The following is a 19811-nucleotide window of genomic DNA, read 5'->3' on the forward strand; positions in this document are numbered from 1 at the left end:
TTTACTTCTTTTTCTTAAAGATGAACAGTTCGCTGAGTTTATCCAGCTTCTTGCGAAGCACCAGACCGACTCCGGTTTCCGTAATCTCGCCTTCGAGTACACTCTCGTAGTTTTTATCGTAGAACAAACGGACATAACGGGTTCCGGTTCTATCCAGACGATATTCCAGAGAGATGTTATCGATGAAAGATTCCGCGTCATTCGTCGCATTCTCACCCGTAGAAACTTTACCTCCGATTACAATCTGGAAACGGTTATTGAAGAGACGTTGTGAATAACGGAAACTGTAATCCGTACGCTTACCACCCGTATCCGACAAATCGTGATCTTCGATACCGACAGAAACACTGGCATTTTTCAGGTTCCCCATCAATGAGTTGATTTGGCTACTTAATACGGAGTTCAATGCAGAACCCATATTCAGTTTACCCAGTCCACCACCTCCACCGCCAATCGGTCCGGTACCAAGGTAGGTTTTCATAACCATGATATATAAAGCCTGTTTACCTCTTTCTTCCGCTCCCATAGCCGTCAATTCATTTTGTATGGTTGCGTCTTCGGGGGCAGATACGTCAAAGGCGAAAGAAAGATTATCCAGTCGGTTCTTGACGACGATGGACACATCGAAATTAACCATACGTGTTCCGCCATTCTCTCCTTCGGAGACAGAAGCACGGATACGGTCGGTTGCTTTGAAGTTCAGCATCGGGTCCATAGGATTTCCCGTCCATTCCACATAGCTGCCGTTGTCGATAGCAAATTCTTTGGCAGCGATGACAGGCAAAGCATATTTCATCAAGCCACCACTCAACGTATAGCGTCCGGTCAATGTCAGATCACCTTGCGGAGTGTATTTCATAGAAAGGTCACCTCCTCCCTCCAGCTCAACACGATTGTCATTGCTTGCGTCCAAATCTACTTTCAAACGAACGGACGGGTCGATGTGTACCATCATCACCATATCCAGCCCGCCTAAAGAAACGGTCGGCACTTCTTGCTGAACAACCGTAGTGGTGTCACTAAATGAAGTAAAGGTTACCAAACTTCCCAAACGGTCCTGTACAGTCAACGGTGAATCGGTCAATATATAAGAAACATCTGTATTGCCCAACAAACTCATGTTTCCACGCATATTCAATCCGTCTAACGGACCTTTCACCGTTGCCCGAAAATCAGCATATACTTTTCCGTAGACCAGACTTTCGCGGGTGCGTTTAGCATCCAGAAGCGTATAGTTCTGCGCCAGCAGATTCAAATTTGCCATCGGCCGGGACATATCTCTGAAATCAACAGATCCGTCAATCGTAAATGGATTCTTTCCTGTTGTATAAATAGCGAATTTATCAAATTCCAAACGATTATTCTTTATCTGTACCGGGCGGTTGTCGAACCGGAAGTTAGCACCATACTGTCGGGAAAGGACCGAAACACTATCCAATATCAGTTCACCATTAATCAAAGGCTGTTCGGTGCTACCGGTAATGTTCAGATTACCATCCATATCACCGGCCAGTGCAGCCATTTTGTCGGGAATGAATACGTTAGCTACACGGAGCGGAAAGTGCTCCAGAGTGGCATTTACTTCCAGGCTATCTTTTCCTGTCCGGGTTGGGACTAGCTTGCCATCCGCCACTATCACTTCCACCTTGTCATGATTCAGATAAGCGTTAAGATATTGTTTCCCTTGTTCACCCGGCAACCAAGTAGCTCCTAATGTTACATCACCAATCCGTTGACGTTCATAAGTCAGTTCGTCAATAGATGATTCAACCGAGAGTTGAAGATCTTTTTCAGTCTGCACGTAATGTGCTTCCGCAGAGAATAAACCGGTTATTTCCGGGAAATAAGGCAGTACTTTGCTCAATTCGGCTAAACTGATTCTTCGGATTTCTACATCAATATTCTGTAAAGAAACAGTATCACCCCGCACCGAATGTACACGGAATCCCATTCCTTCATCATCCCACATATCTACATTAGCGTATACACGCATATTCTTATGCACATAAATCCAGTTGTGATTCTCATTAAAATGAAATTTTTGGAAGGCAATAATCGGTTCTTCCGGGATTAATGTGAAAGCTAATCCATCGCCTTTTCCTTGCCCTTCAAACAAAGGACGCGCATTGACACCGAGCAGTACGCCCGTTTCTCCTTTTCCATTCTTAAAGTCTACCAGCAGTTCCGCATCCCGGTCACGAATCTCTCCTGTCAGTGTAGTAGAGAAAGAGAATTGCGGATTCTTCGGTCCGTTAATAACACCGGCACGCAATTTCATGAGTGTAGTATCTTGTTTGACAGTAAAGAAAATCGTGTCTAGTTGCAAGGTGTCTACTTTCAAAGCATGAATAGCGGCTTTTCCATTAATTCCCCAATTAGGAGCTGTTCCGAATTTCACAGAAGCATCATGGTAACCTATCTTTTTAGTAGCCAGAAAATATGACAAAGGGTTTTCTTGTCCTGCAGAGAAAGAGAAAACGGCTGTCGGTAACGCCTTACGCAATTCAGCGTGATTCAATGCTTTCTCCTCAATCTGCTTCATCAATACATCCACAAAGTGAGTAGATTGGCGAATTAAAGGATTAACACCGGAACGTGCGCTCAAATCAAGTTTCATATCTCCGGAGACGAAATGTGCCGAAACTAAATCCCGACGAGCTTCGGCAAGTAAATTAAAAGTAAGCGGGCGCTTCATTGGCTGCGGCATGACTCCTAATTCATGTAAATCCAGTTGAGTAACATCAACCGTTATCTTACCATCAGGATAACTGTGTGCCAAATTATATTCCGCATCGGTTGTCATTTTCAATAAAGCATTGTCACTTGTCAGATGTGCGGTGACCAGTGCGCCTTTAAGGTCTCCTGTCAAATTAAGATTGGAGAGATGATATTTTGCATAATGAAGCTGATCTAATGAAAGATTCAGTTTGGCAAAAGAATGATAGGACATAATATCCAGTCCACGACCATTAGCCGCAGCCGAAAGAGAAAGTTCATAGATAGAGTCTTTCGGGAGGAAATTATGGAGTTGCAAATTGTCTATCTTCAGATCGGCTTTGTAAACTTCGGTAGATGTATTTAATGCAGCATTCACGTCCATAGCTCCTTTTCCTTCTTTCAAACGGAGGTCTGCTTTATATTCAGGGCCTTTGATGTCGACTTTTGCCACCAGACTCATGCTGTCAGGAACCACAATCGTACCATTGGGAGCTTCTCCTGACAAAGCGGTCAGGAAGTTTAAATTCTGAGTAGTCATTTTCAGACCAATGGTTCCGGTACGCGTCAGACTGTCGGCCAGGTTTTCTATCATACCGCCGCCCTCTAAAGCAAAAGCACCCGGCAAGTCTACCGTAAAACGGGAAATCTGCATCTGTTTCAAGTTACCGTCCGTACCGGCACGAATGACAAGCGGACGAAATGGATAGGCTTCTTTAAAACTATCAGGCAGTCCCCCTGCAAATAACAGAACATCTTCTTTGCCGATATAGGCATTGAGGTTAGCGGACAAACGACCTGTAGTCGGGATGTTGACTAGTTCCCAATAGGTATGGGCTGATAAATCTATTTCAGAATGAGGAGTTTTTAGTTTTAAACCAGGAACACTTATGATTGAATCGTTGGAATATGCTCTACCTGTCAGTGAAATAACACTTAGCCCGGAACGTTCATTCATTGTAAACTCACGAATGACCGCATTCATATCCCTGCCCTTATACAGCAGGGAATCCAAAGCGATGCGAACATCACGAACGGCAATATGGGAAGCATCAAACCCCTCTATTGGTTGCGCAGTTCCTGTATCATAACTGGCGGAAGTTCCCGACAGCAGGAACTTCTTCAAGCCATAAAACTGATTTTTCAAATCAGCCTGTGCATCATCAATAGCAGCCTCCCCGATATGAGCTGCCATCCGCATGGAATCAGCAGGAAGTTGCATACTGAATGATACATTCTTTAATTTCAACTGATGAAGATCCACTTTCCAATTTACAGGAGCAGAGTCTGTAGTATCTTTAGGAGTGGTTGTGGTATCATTCATCAACAACTCCACATGGGTATCAGACAGTTCGGCCTGATTGATAACGGCTACTTCATTGGACAAGTCAACACCATGGCTTTGCAGGAAGAAACGTCCTAAAACGCCTTTAATCTTCATCCCTTCCATCAAATTGGCAGAATTAACAGCTACCTGGCTCAAAGTGACTTCATCCACTTCGACTTTTCCTTTTATTAACGGCCATGCCTGCACACGGACATTCAGGCTTTCCAAAGACAAAAGAGTATCCGGCTGTTGAATGACCTCTACGCCACGAACCAACAGATTAAGTGGGAAACGAAGGTCTATCCGCTCCACCTGAATCTGCATACCGGTTGCCTTAGAGGCATATGCAGTAACCTCCCGGCGCAAAAGATTCTGAACGGGAGGAACATAAAGCAATACCATTAGTATTACAAAGAGTATTATAGGAGTAAGCAGTATCCAGCTTACCCAGCGTATCCATTTTCGTTTCATGTAAAATGTGTCAGTGTAAATAAGGTGACACAAAGTAAACAAATTATTTTGAAAAAAGGTTTGGCTAATAGTAAGAAAGATACAGATACTAGTCAAGGAGTAGAAGAAAAAGGCTTATTAGGTATTTTTCATCACCATCAAATAGCAATCTGCCTCACTTATTATTTTACGGACAGCCTCTAATATACTAAGCGTTGTTTCTTCTATTTTCTTCGAGAATTCTTCTCCACGACAAGCTTCCAGCCACTTTAATGGAGGTATGGTTTCATCCGCTCCAATCATTGTAAAGAGAGGGAGGAGCTTATGCGCCATAGCTGCTATCCCGTCCACCTCTTTATTATTCAACGCTTGTTGCATCCGCGCAGCATTCTTACCTGTTTCTTCAATAAAAGTCTGAACAATGGAGTATGCCGCTTCCGGATCGTCTTCAGAATAAGCAGTAAGTGCAGAGAAGTTTATTCCGGCTGTTTCCATATCTTCTGTGATATGCGCTTCATCAGCCGAGAGTTGCCCTTCATTTACCGTCATCAATAATTCTTTTACTGTAAACGGTTTATGCAGACAACCGGCAAAGCCATGTTCATGTAAAGCAATCTTATCCATTTCGCTACGAGCGGTCACAGCAATGACGGGGATTGTTTTTGCTTGTGGTATATTAGAAGCCCGCAATAGTTTTACCAAATCAAAACCGTTGATGGCAGGCATTTGTATATCTGTCAGCAATACATCGAAGACAGAAGAACGAAGCTGTTCAATCAGTTGCTCCAGCTGTTCACAACATACCGCATCGATACCATGTTGCTTCAACATGGCAGCAGTCAGATTCAGCTGAATCTTATCGTCATCAATCAAAAGAACACGAATGACTTTCATCGGAGGAATCGTACTCAGTTCTTCTGTTATATCCTCATTTTTATTTTCGGAAGATTCACTTTCCGCAATGGATTTACCTACCGGATAAAGAGGCAGAGTGACAGTAAAACAGCTCCCTTTTCCTAATGTGCTTTGCACGTCAATGGTTCCTTCAAGCAAGGTTACCAATTTCTTCACAATAGAGAGTCCGAGTCCGAAACCTTCTTCCCCCTGCGCACCGGAAAGACGTGTAAACTCCTGAAAGATACGTTCACGATCTTCTGATGCCATTCCTTTTCCTGTATCGGCGATGGCGATGGTTAACTTAGAAGAATCATAACTGGCTGTCAGGCTAATTTCTCCTTTTTGAGTAAATTTTACGGCATTGGACAAAAGGTTGTTCACAATTTGCCGGAGTCGCAAAGGATCACTGATGTATCTTCCGTTCAGTTCCGGGACAACGTGACATTGCAAGGCCAAACCTTTGGTAGCGGTCAAAGGTTCGAAACTGACATAAATTTCGTCGAATAGCTGGGAAGGGTTAAAGGTTACACGATTCACTTCCGCTTTATTGAGATCGAGTCGATGGAAATCGAGCAAGTCACTGACCAGCTTCAACAAATGTTCCGAAGAACTCTTCATATTGTCGAGGTAGAACCGTTGCCGCTCATCTTTTGTCAGCCGGGACAGAAGTTCGGTATATCCCATGATTGAACCCAGCGGAGCTTTAAAGTCGTGGGTAATGGCCAGCATTAATTTCTCACGGGCAACAAGCAAATCTTCCGCCCGTTTATTCGCCACCTCCAATTGCTGACGATAGCGGTTGCTGCGAGAGATATCCCGCATAATCAATATCAGGAAAAAAGCCGATAATAGTACGGCACCAGATGCGATACCACCAATGATACGTGCCGACCGCATTCTCACCTCCTGCTGAAGTTCGGCATCCTGACGGGCACGCAGGGTCATTTCTTCCTCATATTGTTTAATCAGACTATCCATTCGTGCCGTCAACTGCGTATTCATCCGCTGGTACTTTGTACTGGTGCGCCGGATTGTTTTCTTCCGTTGCAACCGTTTTTCTTCGGTAGCCATGCGGATTTTCTGCTGAAGAGAATCTTTAGAGGTAGTCGGTTGGAGAATGGTATCAGTGGCTACTTCCAAAGATGTATTAACTAATACGGCACTGTCTTGTTTAGAAGGGGAAAACACTTCTGCAAGTCGTTTGAAGAATCCCTTCTTTTTGGGAGTAGTTATTAACGAGTCACGCTTGGTGATGACCCGATGTTGTACCCGTTGTTGGGTAATCACAGAATCTTGTTCGGAAATGATTTCTTCAATCTCCGAAGCTGAGAGAAGACTGTCGTTTGCTTCACTTAACACCCGCAACATCTGAATCGTGTTTTGATCTTTCTCGTGAAGAAGGGTCAACAGACTATCTGTTCTTAAATTCTGTTGATCGTCGGCTGCCGACAATGCTTCCATCTCACGATGTACAAACACCAGCGAGAAAAGGAGGATCGCCAGTAACAAAGTGTAACCGACGGTTATTTTCAACTTTGTAAAACGGAAGGAAGCCATTGGGGTAGAGTTTTAAGTATTAAGTTTTAAATATTAAGTATTAGGTTTTGGGATGGGGTTCGGGGAGTTTCGTCATATAGTGGAAACGCCACCAGAGCATCAGTCCCGCACTCGTCAAACCAAAAGGAAATGCCATCCAGACACCTACTACACCCCATCCCATTACAAAGCCGCAGAAATAACCTACGGGAAGCGAAATAATGAAATAGGCGATAAAGGCGATAACCATCATCAGTTTTACATCTGAAATTCCACGCAAAGCATTGGCGAAAGTAATTTGTAATCCGTCGCCAAACTGATAGACAAGGAAAGGGAAGATTAGAGATGTCACCATAGCAGCCACTTCCAGACTGTCGGTAAACCAGCTTCCCAAGTAATTCCGGCAAAGAAAAACAATCAGGGAAAGCACGACACCCAATGTCATCATCAGATGAAAACCGGCATAGGCCGAACGGCGTACATTGACAATGTCATTCTGACCATTGAAATTGCTGACACGAACAGCAACAGCAGCCCCCATACCGTAATACATCATAAATGTAAACTGCGAAATAGCCAACATCACCTGATGAGAAGCCAAAGCAATAGTCCCCAGCCAACCGATCATGATAGCGCTCAAACTAAAGGAGGCTGTCTCCATTCCCATCTGGAAAGCAACCGGCCATCCGAGTCCATTCAAGCGTCCAAATACGGCGCGTGACCATCCCAAACGGAAAAAGCCAATCTTATAACGGACAAAACGCGGGCTACGCACAAAAATGATTATAAACACAATCACCATCACAATACGTGAGAATAGCGTACTGATACCTGCTCCCAACAAACCTAATTCGGGCAATCCGAGTTTACCGTAAATCAGAATATAATTTCCTATGATATTCAAGACATTTCCTCCAAGCAATATCCACATGGCGGTTTTGGTATCCGTAATTCCGTCTGTAAACTGCTTGAATCCGTTGAAAAGCATGACAAACACTAATGAAGCAAGCAAAACCAGGTAATACGGTTTAATCAAAGGAATCAATTCTTCCGGCTGTCCGAGACGCTCTATATTCAAATAAAGAATAGTCATACATATAGTCAACAGCAACGCAACCATCAGGTTTGCCAGCAAACTGTTGCGCAATGCCTGTCCGGCAGGAGCATACTGACGAGTCCCATACAGACCTCCTACAATGGGAGTCAGTCCATACGAAAACCCTGTACTGAAAATAATCGCCAGATTAAACACATTATTTACGAAGGAAGCCGCTCCCAACTCAATCGTACTATGATGCCCGATCATTAATGTATCAGCAAATCCGAGAACAATCACTCCTATTTGACCGATCACAATCGGTAGTCCGAGAAAAATAAGTGCTTTGTAATGGTCCTTGTATATATCAAATAGTCTCTTCATCATCTTTGTCTTATAAATAGGACTTTTTAGGCACGGATTACGCGGATTTCACGGTTTTTAGAAATATGATTGCATAAAACAACAGCGTAATCCGTGCCAAATTTAAAATCCTCATTTACTTTTATAGTAAAGCACAACCCCGTTCTCCTTCCGGAAAGCCGATTGGGCTACTTTCTGCAATTGTTTCGCTGTGACAGAACGATAACGTTCTACTTCTTTTTCCATGTCCTCCGCCCGGCCAAGCAGTTCGAACCAAGCCAGATTGGTTGCCACATTCAAATAATTAATGTTGCCGAATATTTGGGTGGACTCAAATTTGTTCTTCACTTTTTCCAGCTCCTCTTCATCAACCAATTCTTGCTGCAACAGTTCCAGTTCTTCCCTTACTGCCGCTTCCGCCTGTTCCAAAGTGACACCAGCCGAAGGTTTTCCACTAATATGGAATAACCCTGCATCTACACTGCCAGAAATATAGGCATCTATGCTCGAGAATAATTGTTTCTGTTGTACCAAACGCTGGTTCAACCGGCTGGAACGTCCGTTGCTCAACACATCCGACAAAATATCAAATGCATAATAATCCGGATGCCGATGGTCGGACATGTGATAGGCCATAAACAAAGCATCGAGAGGAACATTTCTCTCTACCGTCAACCGCCGTTCTTCTGTCTGTTCCTGTTCTTGTGGCAGGTTCCGCAAAGGAACTTCCCGACGAGGAATAGAAGCGAACCATTTTTCCGTCAAAGCAACTGCCTCTTCGAAAGAAATATTGCCGGTCACGGCCAATATCGCATTATTAGGAGCATAAAAACGGAAAAAGAATGCTTTTACTTCTTCCAGCGTAGCATTGGCAATATGCGACAACTCTTTTCCGATCGTAGGCCATTGATAAGGATGCGTCTGATAGGCCAGAGGGCGCAAAAGATGTCCGACATCTCCATAAGGCTGGTTCAAACAACGCTGCTTGAACTCTTCCATTACCACTCCTCGCTGTACCTCCAGGCTCCGTTCGCTAAAGTCAAGACTCAACATCCGGTCGGATTCCAGCCAAAAGCCGGTTTCTACGTTCTGACGAGGTACAGTGAGGTAGTAATTGGTTATATCATTATTCGTCCAGGCATTATTCTCTCCACCCGCCAATTGAAGCGGCATGTCATAATCGGGAATATTCACCGACCCTCCGAACATCAGGTGTTCGAACAGATGGGCAAAGCCGGTATGCTCGGGATCTTCGTCGCGAGCTCCCACATTATATAATATATTAAGGGCAACCATCTGCGTACTTTCGTCCTGCGAATGTACCAGACGTAACCCATTATCAAGAATATGCCTGTTGATTTTCATACGATTCAGTCAAGTATTGTCACCTTTGTTATCTTTACATCTTCTTCAGGACGGTCGCTTCGGTCTGTTTTCACCTGCTGGATCTTATCCACAATGTCCATTCCTTTCACCACTTCGCCAAACACGGTATATTCGCCATCCAAATGCGGAGTACCGCCTACCGTCGTGTATGCTTCAATCTGTTCCGGAGTGAAATGGAATTCCGGTTCTTTGGCAGCCATCTCCTGTGCTTGCGCAAACAGTTTTTCCTGCAAATCATAAAGACCGTTTTCATCGTTTGCTTTCCGCATCTTATAGATTTCTTTCATGTGTTTCTGTGCCAGTGTATTGAAAATAACATTAATCTTATTCTCATTCATCTGGCTTTCCATACCCAGCAAAGTAGAGTCGTTATACACTTTACCTGTCACGATATAGAACTGACAACCGGAAGATTCCTTCTTCGGGTTCACATTATCTCCCTGACGGGCAGCGGACAGGGCACCTTTCTTATGGAAATATTTAGGATATACAAATTCAGCGGGAACGGTATAACCTACGTCTCCGGCACCCAACATTTTTCCTTTCGGCGCATTCTTTGAGTCCGGATCACCGGCCTGAATCATAAAATCTTTGATGACACGATGAAACAGTGTACCTTCATAAACCCCGTCCTTCACCAGTTTGATAAAATTATCACGATGTTTCGGTGTCTCATTATATAGTTTCACCTCGATGTCTCCTAAAGTTGTTTCAATCTTTACTAACGTTTCTTTATCCATGTCTCCTCCTTTTTTTGTTCCGGTTTTGCAGGCAATAAGTCCGCAAAACGATATGGTTAATATTATCAATAGAATCTTTTTCATAACACTTTTATTTAATTTAAGTTTGCAAATATACCACTTTCGCCTAAATCCTCTTACCTTTGTGACTTAAAAGAATCAAAACCTGACATGATGAGCTCCATATTGATCGTTGAAGATGATATCACTTTTGGAATGATGCTAAAAACCTGGTTAGGAAAAAAGGGCTTTGAAGTATCATCAGTGAGTAATATTGCCCGCGCCCGGAAACATATCGAAAGCCAAAGCGTCGACCTGGTTTTATCAGACCTGCGGCTGCCCGACCATGAAGGCATTGATCTGCTGAAATGGATGAACGAACAAGGCATGGATATTCCTTTGATTATCATGACTGGCTATGCGGATATACAGTCCGCCGTGCAAGCAATGAAACTGGGAGCACGTGATTATATCGCCAAGCCGGTGAATCCGGAAGAGTTACTGAAGAAAATCTCTGAATGTTTACAGTCCGGAGAAACTCCTACGACTCATAACACAGCTAAATCTTCTTCTAAAAAAGGCTCTTCTGCCTCATCTAAAGATTCAATAGAAAACAACCGTGCCTATCTGGAAGGAGAAAGCGACGCAGCCAAGCAACTCTACAATTATGTAGGTCTGGTAGCTCCGACCAATATGTCCGTACTTATCAACGGTTCCAGCGGAACTGGAAAAGAGTATGTGGCACATCGTATTCACCAGCTTAGCAAACGAAGCGATAAACCGTTTATTGCCGTAGATTGTGGCTCTATCCCGAAAGAACTGGCGGCTTCCGAGTTTTTCGGTCATGTGAAAGGATCGTTTACAGGTGCGTTGACTGATAAAACCGGTGCTTTCGTCGCTGCCAACGGAGGTACTATCTTCCTGGATGAAATTGGGAATCTTAGTTATGAAGTGCAGATACAACTGCTCCGTGCTCTGCAAGAGAGAAAAATACGTCCGGTAGGCTCTACACAGGAGATATCGGTAGACATTCGTTTGGTATCTGCCACCAACGAGAACCTGGAACAGGGTATTGAGAAAGGCACTTTCCGTGAAGATCTTTATCATCGCATCAATGAATTTACTCTGCGGATGCCTGATTTGAAAGAGCGGAAAGAGGATATTCTACTCTTTGCCAACTTCTTCCTCGACCAAGCAAACAAGGAACTGGATAAACACCTGATTGGCTTTGACGCCAAAGCATCCCAGGCTTTATTGAGCTATCATTGGCCGGGAAATTTACGCCAAATGAAGAACATCGTCAAAAGAGCGACTTTATTAGCACAAAGCAGCTTCATTACCTTGCTGGAATTGGGAAACGAGCTTTTAGAAACTCCTGCATTGAGTAACACCAGTATTGCATTACGCAATGAAGAAACCGAAAAAGAGCATATTTTGGAAGCACTGCGCCAAACTGGAAATAATAAAAGTAAAGCTGCACAATTACTGAATATTGACCGGAAGACATTATATAATAAGTTGAAACTGTATAATATAGACTTATAACTCTGTAAATCTGCAAGTATACTCCGTAACACCATCGGATTAACTGAATTTTCTCCGGCACTTCTGTTGAAAACTTTATTTCTGCACAATAATGAACTGTTTCAGCCTATTCTAACAAGGGTATATTCTCACTGCAATGAGAAAAAATTCTCATTACTATGAGTATTTCTTCTCATTACTATGAGTATTTTTTCTCATAGGGATAAGTATAGTTGAGAATGTTTACGGAAGTTTTTTTGAACTATAATTGTATGAGTTTACCTCATTTCCGTACCCTTTTGGATAAAACACATATATTAAATGAAAGAAATTATATATTCAAAAAAAATTTATTTGCGTGCATTTGTAAACCAATATAGTAACCTACATAAATCAATGCTATGAAAAGAAGACATCTAAAACACTTAACAACTATCCCATGAATAAAAAGACTCAGTGCACAGCATCCGGACATCGTGAAGAAACTTTCTAAAGAACTAGGTAGCTATCTAAGAAAAGTAGACGCACAACGGTCCACTTTCAATGCCACCGGCAAACCTTGTCTCTGCCCGGATGAAAAAAAATAGATGACCAAACAAAAGATTTGTGGCGGGGAGTGTGGAAAAATTCCACACTCCCCGCCACAGTTTCCACACACTCCACACATACTTCCCCAACGTCATGGTTGATTTTATTTTCGCATATCTTTATTAATCAGCCACTTACCATACATTCTTCCATTTTGGCACGCGCTTTGATCTTTAATTAGATGTTAACGAAAAAGCAATAACCGATTCCTTAACACAAAAGTAGAGAATTGAAAACATATGTCTAATAATCATTAAAGCAAACGATTATGAAAAAATTAGTATTAGTAGTAGCAATGTTTATGTTTGTTTGTGGTGGTTCATTCCTTGTAAAGGCTCAGAGTTCTGCAGAAGCTGTGACAGCCCCGACAGAAATCAATGCGACAGTTGTCAACGATACAGTAGTAAAAGATACTGTAACTAAAGAAGACGCGCCTGCAAAGGCAGAACTGGTTGCACTAGCCGCCATTGTCAATGATACAGTTGTCACAGACACTACATCAAAAGACAAACCGGCTGAGCCTGTCAAGGAATAACCTTGCCAACAACATGCAGGACATAGTCTGCCGAAGAATAGTAAGCACACTACAAAAAAAAGCCATCCCTACTTTCGTCTATTCCGGGGATGGCTTTTTTATTATCCTATCTTCTTACATCATTCTACAGGCTAATATTCAATACCCAATGAGTTCCATGCCCAATAAATAATGGGAATCACAAAAAAGATATACCTCACTCTCTTCCATTTGAATAAAAAATTGTACTTTTGGAAGTCAATAAATTATCTACCAAACAAACTATAAAAACATGAAACTCAAAAGCCTTTTACTTATTGCCCTTGTTGCGATAGCCCTCTGCGGTTGTCAAAGTAACTATCAGCCTACCGCATTCACTGTTGCCTCTTACAACCTAAGAAACGCCAATGGAAGCGATTCTCTTCACGGAAACGGTTGGGGACAACGCTACCCGGTAATAGCCAAGATGGTACAATACCACGATTTCGATATTTTCGGAACGCAGGAGTGTTTTCTTCATCAATTGAAAGATATGAAAGAAGCTCTTCCCGGTTATGACTACATTGGTGTAGGCCGTGATGACGGTAAAGATCAAGGAGAACATTCTGCCATCTTCTATCGTACCGATAAGTTCGATCTGGTAGAGAAAGGCGATTTCTGGCTGTCAGAAACTCCGGACGTGCCAAGCAAAGGCTGGGATGCCGTATTGCCACGCATCTGCAGTTGGGGACACTTCAAATGTAAAGATACCGGTTTTGAGTTCCTTTTCTTCAATTTACACATGGACCATATCGGCAAAAAAGCTCGTGTGGAAAGTGCATACCTCGTGCAGGAGAAAATGAAAGAACTCGGCAAAGGTAAAAACCTTCCGGCTATCCTGACCGGTGACTTCAATGTCGATCAGACTCATCAGTCATACGATGCTTTTGTAGACAAGGGAGTGCTCTGCGACTCATACGAAAAGTGTGACTTCCGCTATGCAGTGAACGGAACCTTCAATGGCTTCGACCCGAACTGCTTTACCGAAAGCCGTATCGACCATGTATTTGTATCTCCGTCTTTTCATGTGAAAAGATACGGTGTACTGACAGATACCTACCGGAGCATCGTAGGAAACGGCGAAAAGAAGCAGGCAAACGACTGTCCGGAAGAAATCGACATCAAAGCTTATCAAGCCCGCACTCCATCGGATCACTTCCCGGTAAAGGTGGAGTTAGAGTTTGACGAACGTCAGCAGAAATAATCTTATTAGTAATAAAGGTAACATCTCAAAAATCAGGTATTAATAGTTGGATTCTCGTCTATTAATACCTGATTTTAGCTATTAACATTTGCTCTACCAACTCCCAACAAGTTACTTTTGAATAAATCCAAAACAAATACAAGCAATCATAGAAAGATGTACAAACTTAAAACTACTGTTCAACTCTAAATGAATAATTCTCCAATATCGGATTCAAGATGACAAAATATCCTTTGACACAAATTTCAATTAAATTGATAGTGAAATATTTGATTTGAATATTAAATCTGTAACTTTGCCACAAACTCTCTAATTTTATAGTTGCAGTTTACTTGTTAACCATTAAAAAAACAAAGGAAAAAACACAATGGCTATTACAGATGTAGAAGACAAAGTAGTACGTTTTCAAGCTTTTTTCAATAAAAATTTCCCCAAAGTAAAAACTTTCGCCTGGCAACTCTTAAAATCGGAAGAAGATGCAGAAGATATAGCCCAAGACATTTTCGTTAAATTATGGGAACACCCGGATTTATGGATGAACCGTAAGAAAATGGATAGCTATCTTTATACTGTAGTCAGAAATCATATTTATAATTTCCTAAAACATCGAATTGTAGAACTTGACTACTTGGAAATCGCTGCAGAGAAGATGAAGATATCCGAGCGAGATTTGCCCAAACCGGATGACGAGCTTCAGGTTCATGAACTCGAACTTCTAGTACAGATGGCCCTGGAACGTATGCCCGAACAACGCAGGCGCATTTTTTCGATGAGCAGGGAGGAAGGTTTAAGTAGTCAGGAAATTGCCGAGAAGCTAAATATTTCAGTTCGCACAGTAGAACATCATATCTATAAATCTCTTCAAGATTTGAAAAAAATCATTTTATTTCTATTTTTTTTCTATTTAGACTAAGTATGTATGTAAAGCAAGTTGTCTCTTATATATAAGCACTTGAATTAGATACATGAAAAGTAATTTTAAAAAAATAGTAAAGAACTTCATTAGTTTTGATTATTCAAAGCGGACGACCAATCTTTTCTACCGTTGGATGATAAGTGATCATTCTGCAACAGAGAAAGATGTGATATTTCGCAAATTGTGGTCGAAGACTAAAAACAAGACAGATAAAAATACAGAAGAATCATTCCGCCAAGTACTGAATAAGATTGGTGTGCAACCGGCTCCTATCATTAGAATAAACCGTTTACCGATATGGAGATATACTGCCGCTGCTGTATTCATTATCTGTTTGTCGGTCACCGGCACTTTATGGTTTACAGAAAAACATATTGAGAACGATGCTGTGGCAATGGTAGAACACTATGTTAAAAATGGAAAGAGAGAGGTTGTCACTCTCCCTGATGGCAGCATCATTCATCTGAATTCCGGTTCGCATATATTCTATCCGGAGAATTTGGAAGGCAAAACCCGCACAGTGTACTTGTTGGGAGAAGCTGATTTCAAAGTTACCAAAAATCCCCAAAAGCCATTTATTGTGAAGTCTGCCGATATGTCCATCACTGCTTTAGGTACAGAATTTAATGTAAAAGCTTACCCGGAAGAGGACCTTTTGACTGCTACCTTGCTAGAAGGGAAAGTGAGAGTAAACTGCAATGATACCACAAACTATATTTTGACACCTGGACAACAGGTTGTATATACTAAAAGTACATTAAAAAGCGTATTATTGGAAACAGACGTAGAAGATGTGACAGCATGGCAACGCGGAGAAATTGTACTCAATAAAGCTACTATCAATGAGGTAATACAGACCTTGGAACGTCATTACAGCATAACATTCCAAACTTCGAAAAAGAAAATTAATCAAGACCGGTATAGCTTTGTATTCAAAGAAAATGCAAATATTAAAGAAGTGCTAGAAGTAATGCAGACAGTTATTGGTGAATTTGATTATCACTTGAAAGAAAACACCTGTTATATCTATTGGAAGTAAGGTATTTACCATTATTGTTGAATTCTTAAATCGGATATGCCTATGTAAAAAAAGTATCCGGAAGAGGCCCCACCTTCTCCGGATATGAGATGAATCTAGTCTTAAAGCTGCGGTAAGCTGCTATTGTAACCTGAGAAGAATACCATAAGTTTAACACTAAAAACGCTACTAAGATATGAATTTATATCTAAAAACAGCAAGAAAAAGTATTTTAATTATTCTCCTATTATTAATGGGAATGAATATTTACGCACAAAGAAATAGTAAAATAACTATAAAAAGAAAGAATATTTCAGTGCAGACTGCCTTAACGGAAGTCCGAAAACAGTCTAATATGGCTATTGCATATAATGACTCAAAATTTCCCAAAGAAAAGATTTCAGTAGACATTGAGAATCAACCTTTAGAACAAGCCCTGAATAATATCCTTCAAAAAACCGGCTTTACTTATATAATAAAGGATGATTACATAATGATTATTCCAAAAAAGAATGTTAAAGATAGTAAAGACAAGAAAATCACGGGACAGGTCATAGATTCGAGAGGTGAACCTCTAGTCGGAGTCAATGTAAAAGTAAAAGGCAAATCCGTCGGCGCTATTACTGATATGGACGGTAATTTCTCCTTGCAAGTAAAAGAAACAGATATACTGGATATATCGTATATAGGATATGCTGCACAAGAAGTTGAAATTGGAAATAATACAAACTTATCTATTGTTATGTCTGAAGACAATCAGCTTCTTAACGAAGTGGTAGTAACCGCATTGGGTATCAAGCGCGAAACAAAGTCCTTGACATACAATGTACAGGAAATGAAATCCACAGATCTGACAGCTGTGAAAGATGCCAACTTTGTTAATAGTTTATCTGGAAAAATCGCAGGTGTTACCATCAATCAAAGTGCATCTGGTATCGGAGGATCTACCCGTGTTGTTATGCGTGGTACCAAGTCTTTGTTTGGAGACAACAACGCGCTGTATGTATTAGACGGCATTCCTCTCTCTTCCATGAAAACAGATCAGACAGAATCATTTTACGAAAATCCGGATGGCGGCGACAGTGATGGTATCTCCAACCTGAATCCGGATGATATCGAAAGCGTTTCTGTTTTAACGGGGGCGGCTGCAGCAGCTTTATATGGAACACAAGGCGCGAATGGAGTAATTCTTATTACAACTAAAAAAGGAGAAGAAGGAAAAATCAAAGTGAATTACAGCAATGATACACAATTTATGACTCCTTTTGTGAAACCCAAGTTCCAAAACACATACGGCTCTGAAGAAGGACAATTCAGTAGTTGGGGCAACAAGCTGGAAACTCCTTCTACATACGACCCTTTTGATTATCTTCAAACCGGCTTTACAGAAACAAACTCTTTGAGTGTATCTACCGGTACAGACAGAAATCAGACCTATATTTCTGCAGCCGCAACAAATGCAAGGGGGATTATTCCTAATAATGAGTACAACCGCTACAATTTTACAGTTCGTAACACTGCAGAATTGATTAAAGACAAGCTGACTTTTGACTTCAGCGCATCTTATGTCAAAAGCTACAGTCAGAATATGATGTCACAAGGTCAATATCATAACCCCTTAATTCCCTTGTACTTGTTTCCTCGTGGTGATGATATTGAAAAGTATAAACTTTATGAGCGTTATAACCCCGAACGTGGTTTCAAGACTCAATATTGGGAGTATGGCGTTCAGGACTTGTCCATGCAAAATCCATTCTGGATTATGAACCGTGAACGATTTGAAAATGTAAAAGACCGCTATATCTTTTCAGGAACATTACGTTATCGTATTATAGACGGATTAAATGTCACCGGCCGCCTACGCATGGATAACGCCGGAGATACCTATGAGAGAAAATTGTCTGCTTCAACAGACTTACTTTTTGCCTCGGACAAAGGTAACTATATGCACCAAAAGACTGATTACAAAAATGTTTATGGTGATATAATAGCTAATTTCGACCGCAAATTCGGAAATTTCGGAGTGAATATCAATTTAGGCGGCAATTTCTCTACCGCAAAGAAAGAAGTCAATGGATATGAAGGACACTTGCAAACAGTTCCCAATCTATTTATTTTCGCAAATATCATTAAAGGAGCAGCAGATACACACGCAATTCAAAGTGGATATGAAGAAAATAACCAAGCCGTATTCGGTACTGCCCAACTAAGCTATAAAAGCGGTATTTTTTTGGATGTAACAGGACGTAACGACTGGTATTCTTCTTTGGCTTTTACCAGTCATGAGAAGAAGGGGTTCTTTTATCCTTCTGTCGGATTGTCGGCAGTCATGACTGAGTTCTTTGACTTATCAAAAGCAAAAATCTCTTTTCTGAAGCTTAGAGCTTCTTACAGTGCAGTGGGTAATGCCCCTCAACGGTTTGTAACCAACACCACTTATAATATTAATGAAGGTGTACTGGAAACACTGCCCAATGTACCCGCAACATTTTTAAAGCCGGAACGGACAAAGTCTTTCGAAACCGGTATTAATTTGCGCTTGTTTGACGGTAAACTGTCAGTTGACGCTACATACTACAATTCAAACACTTACAACCAATTCTTTACATTTACAATGCCTCCCAGCTCTGGATATAAAGAATTCTATTTGAATGGAGGAAAAGTCAACAACTGGGGAATTGAAGCCAGTCTTGTATACAAACAGGCATTAGGACCTGTGAATTGGCGCTCGGGGATTACATTCACGATGAACCGTAATAAAATAAAAGAACTTTTACCGGATGACGCAGTAAATCCATTAACAGGAGAAAAACTTCAAGTAACTGAGATAGAACCTTTCCAACCACAAGGTTCTTACAAGATGATTCTGAAAGAAGGAGGAACAATGAATGATATTTACGTGTCAGGTCTACGAACCGATGAAAAAGGATATATCTATATGGATCCTGCCACCGGTGCTATTTCTGAAGATTCCAACAACTGGATCAAAGCCGGAAGTGCTGCTCCTCGTTTTAACTGGGGATTCAACAACTCATTTGAGTGGAAAGGGGTGAACTTAAGCTTCTTGATTACAGCTCGTGTCGGTGGCGTAGGAGTATCGGCTACGCAAGCTATAATGGACCGTTATGGCGTATCTGAAGCATCGGCTATAGCACGTGACAATGGTGGAGTACCTTTAAATGGGAACAATCCTATCGATGCGCGCGATTACTATGAAGTAGTAGGTAAAGGCAATACCGGTATTCTCTCGCAATATGTATACAGCGCTACCAATGTACGTTTACAGGAACTCTCACTCGGCTACACATTTCCTAAAAAATGGTTAGGCAATGTGGTTGACAAACTGACACTCTCCGTTATAGGTAAAAACCTGTTTATGTTTTACAACAAAGCCCCTTTCGATCCGGAATTGTCCGCTTCTACATCGACTTACTATCAAGGATTCGACTATTTTATGCAGCCGAGTTTAAGAAGTATAGGCTTTAGCTTGAAAGTTGGTTTTTAATTAATCCAAAATGTATGAATATGAATTTAAAGAATCAATTGAAATATAGCATT

11 protein-coding genes are annotated in these 19811 nt (G+C 41.5%); 6 read left to right on the forward strand and 5 right to left on the reverse strand.

What is annotated here, in order from left to right:
• Position 1: 1 nt before the first annotated feature.
• The 5 genes from I2I04_RS00080 to I2I04_RS00100 all read right to left on the reverse strand — a co-directional run bounded on the left by I2I04_RS00080 (position 2) and on the right by I2I04_RS00100 (position 10534).
• Positions 2 to 4513: a translocation/assembly module TamB domain-containing protein gene (locus I2I04_RS00080; RefSeq protein ID WP_195653985.1), complete on the reverse strand. Its 4512-nt coding sequence runs from the start codon at positions 4511 to 4513 to the stop codon at positions 2 to 4.
• Positions 4514 to 4630: 117 nt separating this feature from the next.
• Positions 4631 to 6946, reverse strand: coding sequence for a hybrid sensor histidine kinase/response regulator (locus I2I04_RS00085; RefSeq protein WP_195653986.1), 2316 nt, complete (start codon positions 6944 to 6946; stop codon positions 4631 to 4633).
• A gap of 40 nt (positions 6947 to 6986) precedes the next feature.
• A complete protein-coding gene (locus I2I04_RS00090; RefSeq protein WP_195654141.1) occupies positions 6987 to 8345 on the reverse strand; it encodes an MATE family efflux transporter in 1359 nt (452 codons plus the stop codon).
• Between the two features lie 111 nt (positions 8346 to 8456).
• The gene (locus tag I2I04_RS00095) at positions 8457 to 9689 is read right to left on the reverse strand and encodes a M16 family metallopeptidase (protein ID WP_143260561.1); all 1233 of its coding nucleotides are present in this window, start codon (positions 9687 to 9689) and stop codon (positions 8457 to 8459) included.
• A gap of 5 nt (positions 9690 to 9694) precedes the next feature.
• A complete protein-coding gene (locus I2I04_RS00100) occupies positions 9695 to 10534 on the reverse strand; it encodes a peptidylprolyl isomerase (protein WP_143260560.1) in 840 nt (279 codons plus the stop codon).
• An 87-nt stretch (positions 10535 to 10621) separates the two neighbouring features.
• On the opposite strand from I2I04_RS00100, the gene I2I04_RS00105 reads away from it, so the two are divergent.
• The 6 genes from I2I04_RS00105 to I2I04_RS00130 all read left to right on the forward strand — a co-directional run bounded on the left by I2I04_RS00105 (position 10622) and on the right by I2I04_RS00130 (position 19758).
• Positions 10622 to 11995: a sigma-54-dependent transcriptional regulator gene (locus tag I2I04_RS00105; RefSeq protein ID WP_143260559.1), complete on the forward strand. Its 1374-nt coding sequence runs from the start codon at positions 10622 to 10624 to the stop codon at positions 11993 to 11995.
• Positions 11996 to 12830: 835 nt separating this feature from the next.
• The gene (locus tag I2I04_RS00110) at positions 12831 to 13097 is read left to right on the forward strand and encodes a hypothetical protein (protein ID WP_117936073.1); all 267 of its coding nucleotides are present in this window, start codon (positions 12831 to 12833) and stop codon (positions 13095 to 13097) included.
• Between the two features lie 271 nt (positions 13098 to 13368).
• Entirely contained in the window at positions 13369 to 14319 is a 951-nt protein-coding gene (locus tag I2I04_RS00115) for an endonuclease/exonuclease/phosphatase family protein (protein WP_195653987.1), read from the forward strand.
• 367 nt (positions 14320 to 14686) lie between these two features.
• Complete coding sequence (locus I2I04_RS00120) at positions 14687 to 15232, forward strand: RNA polymerase sigma-70 factor (protein ID WP_143260557.1); 546 nt, start codon at positions 14687 to 14689, stop codon at positions 15230 to 15232.
• A gap of 52 nt (positions 15233 to 15284) precedes the next feature.
• The gene (locus I2I04_RS00125) at positions 15285 to 16274 is read left to right on the forward strand and encodes a FecR family protein (protein WP_195653988.1); all 990 of its coding nucleotides are present in this window, start codon (positions 15285 to 15287) and stop codon (positions 16272 to 16274) included.
• Between the two features lie 334 nt (positions 16275 to 16608).
• Positions 16609 to 19758: a TonB-dependent receptor gene (locus tag I2I04_RS00130; protein ID WP_229126890.1), complete on the forward strand. Its 3150-nt coding sequence runs from the start codon at positions 16609 to 16611 to the stop codon at positions 19756 to 19758.
• Positions 19759 to 19811 lie beyond the last annotated feature (53 nt).

The sequence above is a fragment of the Bacteroides sp. 1001136B_160425_E2 genome (assembly GCF_015559655.1).
Lineage (GTDB): Bacteria > Bacteroidota > Bacteroidia > Bacteroidales > Bacteroidaceae > Bacteroides > Bacteroides luhongzhouii.

What these genes read in the sequence shown, in the direction of transcription:
- I2I04_RS00080 (WP_195653985.1), bottom strand. Translation starts at nt 4,513, where the DNA reads ATGAAACGAAAATGGATACGCTGGGTAAGCTGGATACTGCTTACTCCT.
- I2I04_RS00085 (WP_195653986.1), bottom strand. Translation starts at nt 6,946, where the DNA reads ATGGCTTCCTTCCGTTTTACAAAGTTGAAAATAACCGTCGGTTACACT.
- I2I04_RS00090 (WP_195654141.1), bottom strand. Translation starts at nt 8,345, where the DNA reads ATGAAGAGACTATTTGATATATACAAGGACCATTACAAAGCACTTATT.
- I2I04_RS00095 (WP_143260561.1), bottom strand. Translation starts at nt 9,689, where the DNA reads ATGAAAATCAACAGGCATATTCTTGATAATGGGTTACGTCTGGTACAT.
- I2I04_RS00100 (WP_143260560.1), bottom strand. Translation starts at nt 10,534, where the DNA reads ATGAAAAAGATTCTATTGATAATATTAACCATATCGTTTTGCGGACTT.
- I2I04_RS00105 (WP_143260559.1), top strand. Translation starts at nt 10,622, where the DNA reads ATGATGAGCTCCATATTGATCGTTGAAGATGATATCACTTTTGGAATG.
- I2I04_RS00110 (WP_117936073.1), top strand. Translation starts at nt 12,831, where the DNA reads ATGAAAAAATTAGTATTAGTAGTAGCAATGTTTATGTTTGTTTGTGGT.
- I2I04_RS00115 (WP_195653987.1), top strand. Translation starts at nt 13,369, where the DNA reads ATGAAACTCAAAAGCCTTTTACTTATTGCCCTTGTTGCGATAGCCCTC.
- I2I04_RS00120 (WP_143260557.1), top strand. Translation starts at nt 14,687, where the DNA reads ATGGCTATTACAGATGTAGAAGACAAAGTAGTACGTTTTCAAGCTTTT.
- I2I04_RS00125 (WP_195653988.1), top strand. Translation starts at nt 15,285, where the DNA reads ATGAAAAGTAATTTTAAAAAAATAGTAAAGAACTTCATTAGTTTTGAT.
- I2I04_RS00130 (WP_229126890.1), top strand. Translation starts at nt 16,609, where the DNA reads ATGGCTATTGCATATAATGACTCAAAATTTCCCAAAGAAAAGATTTCA.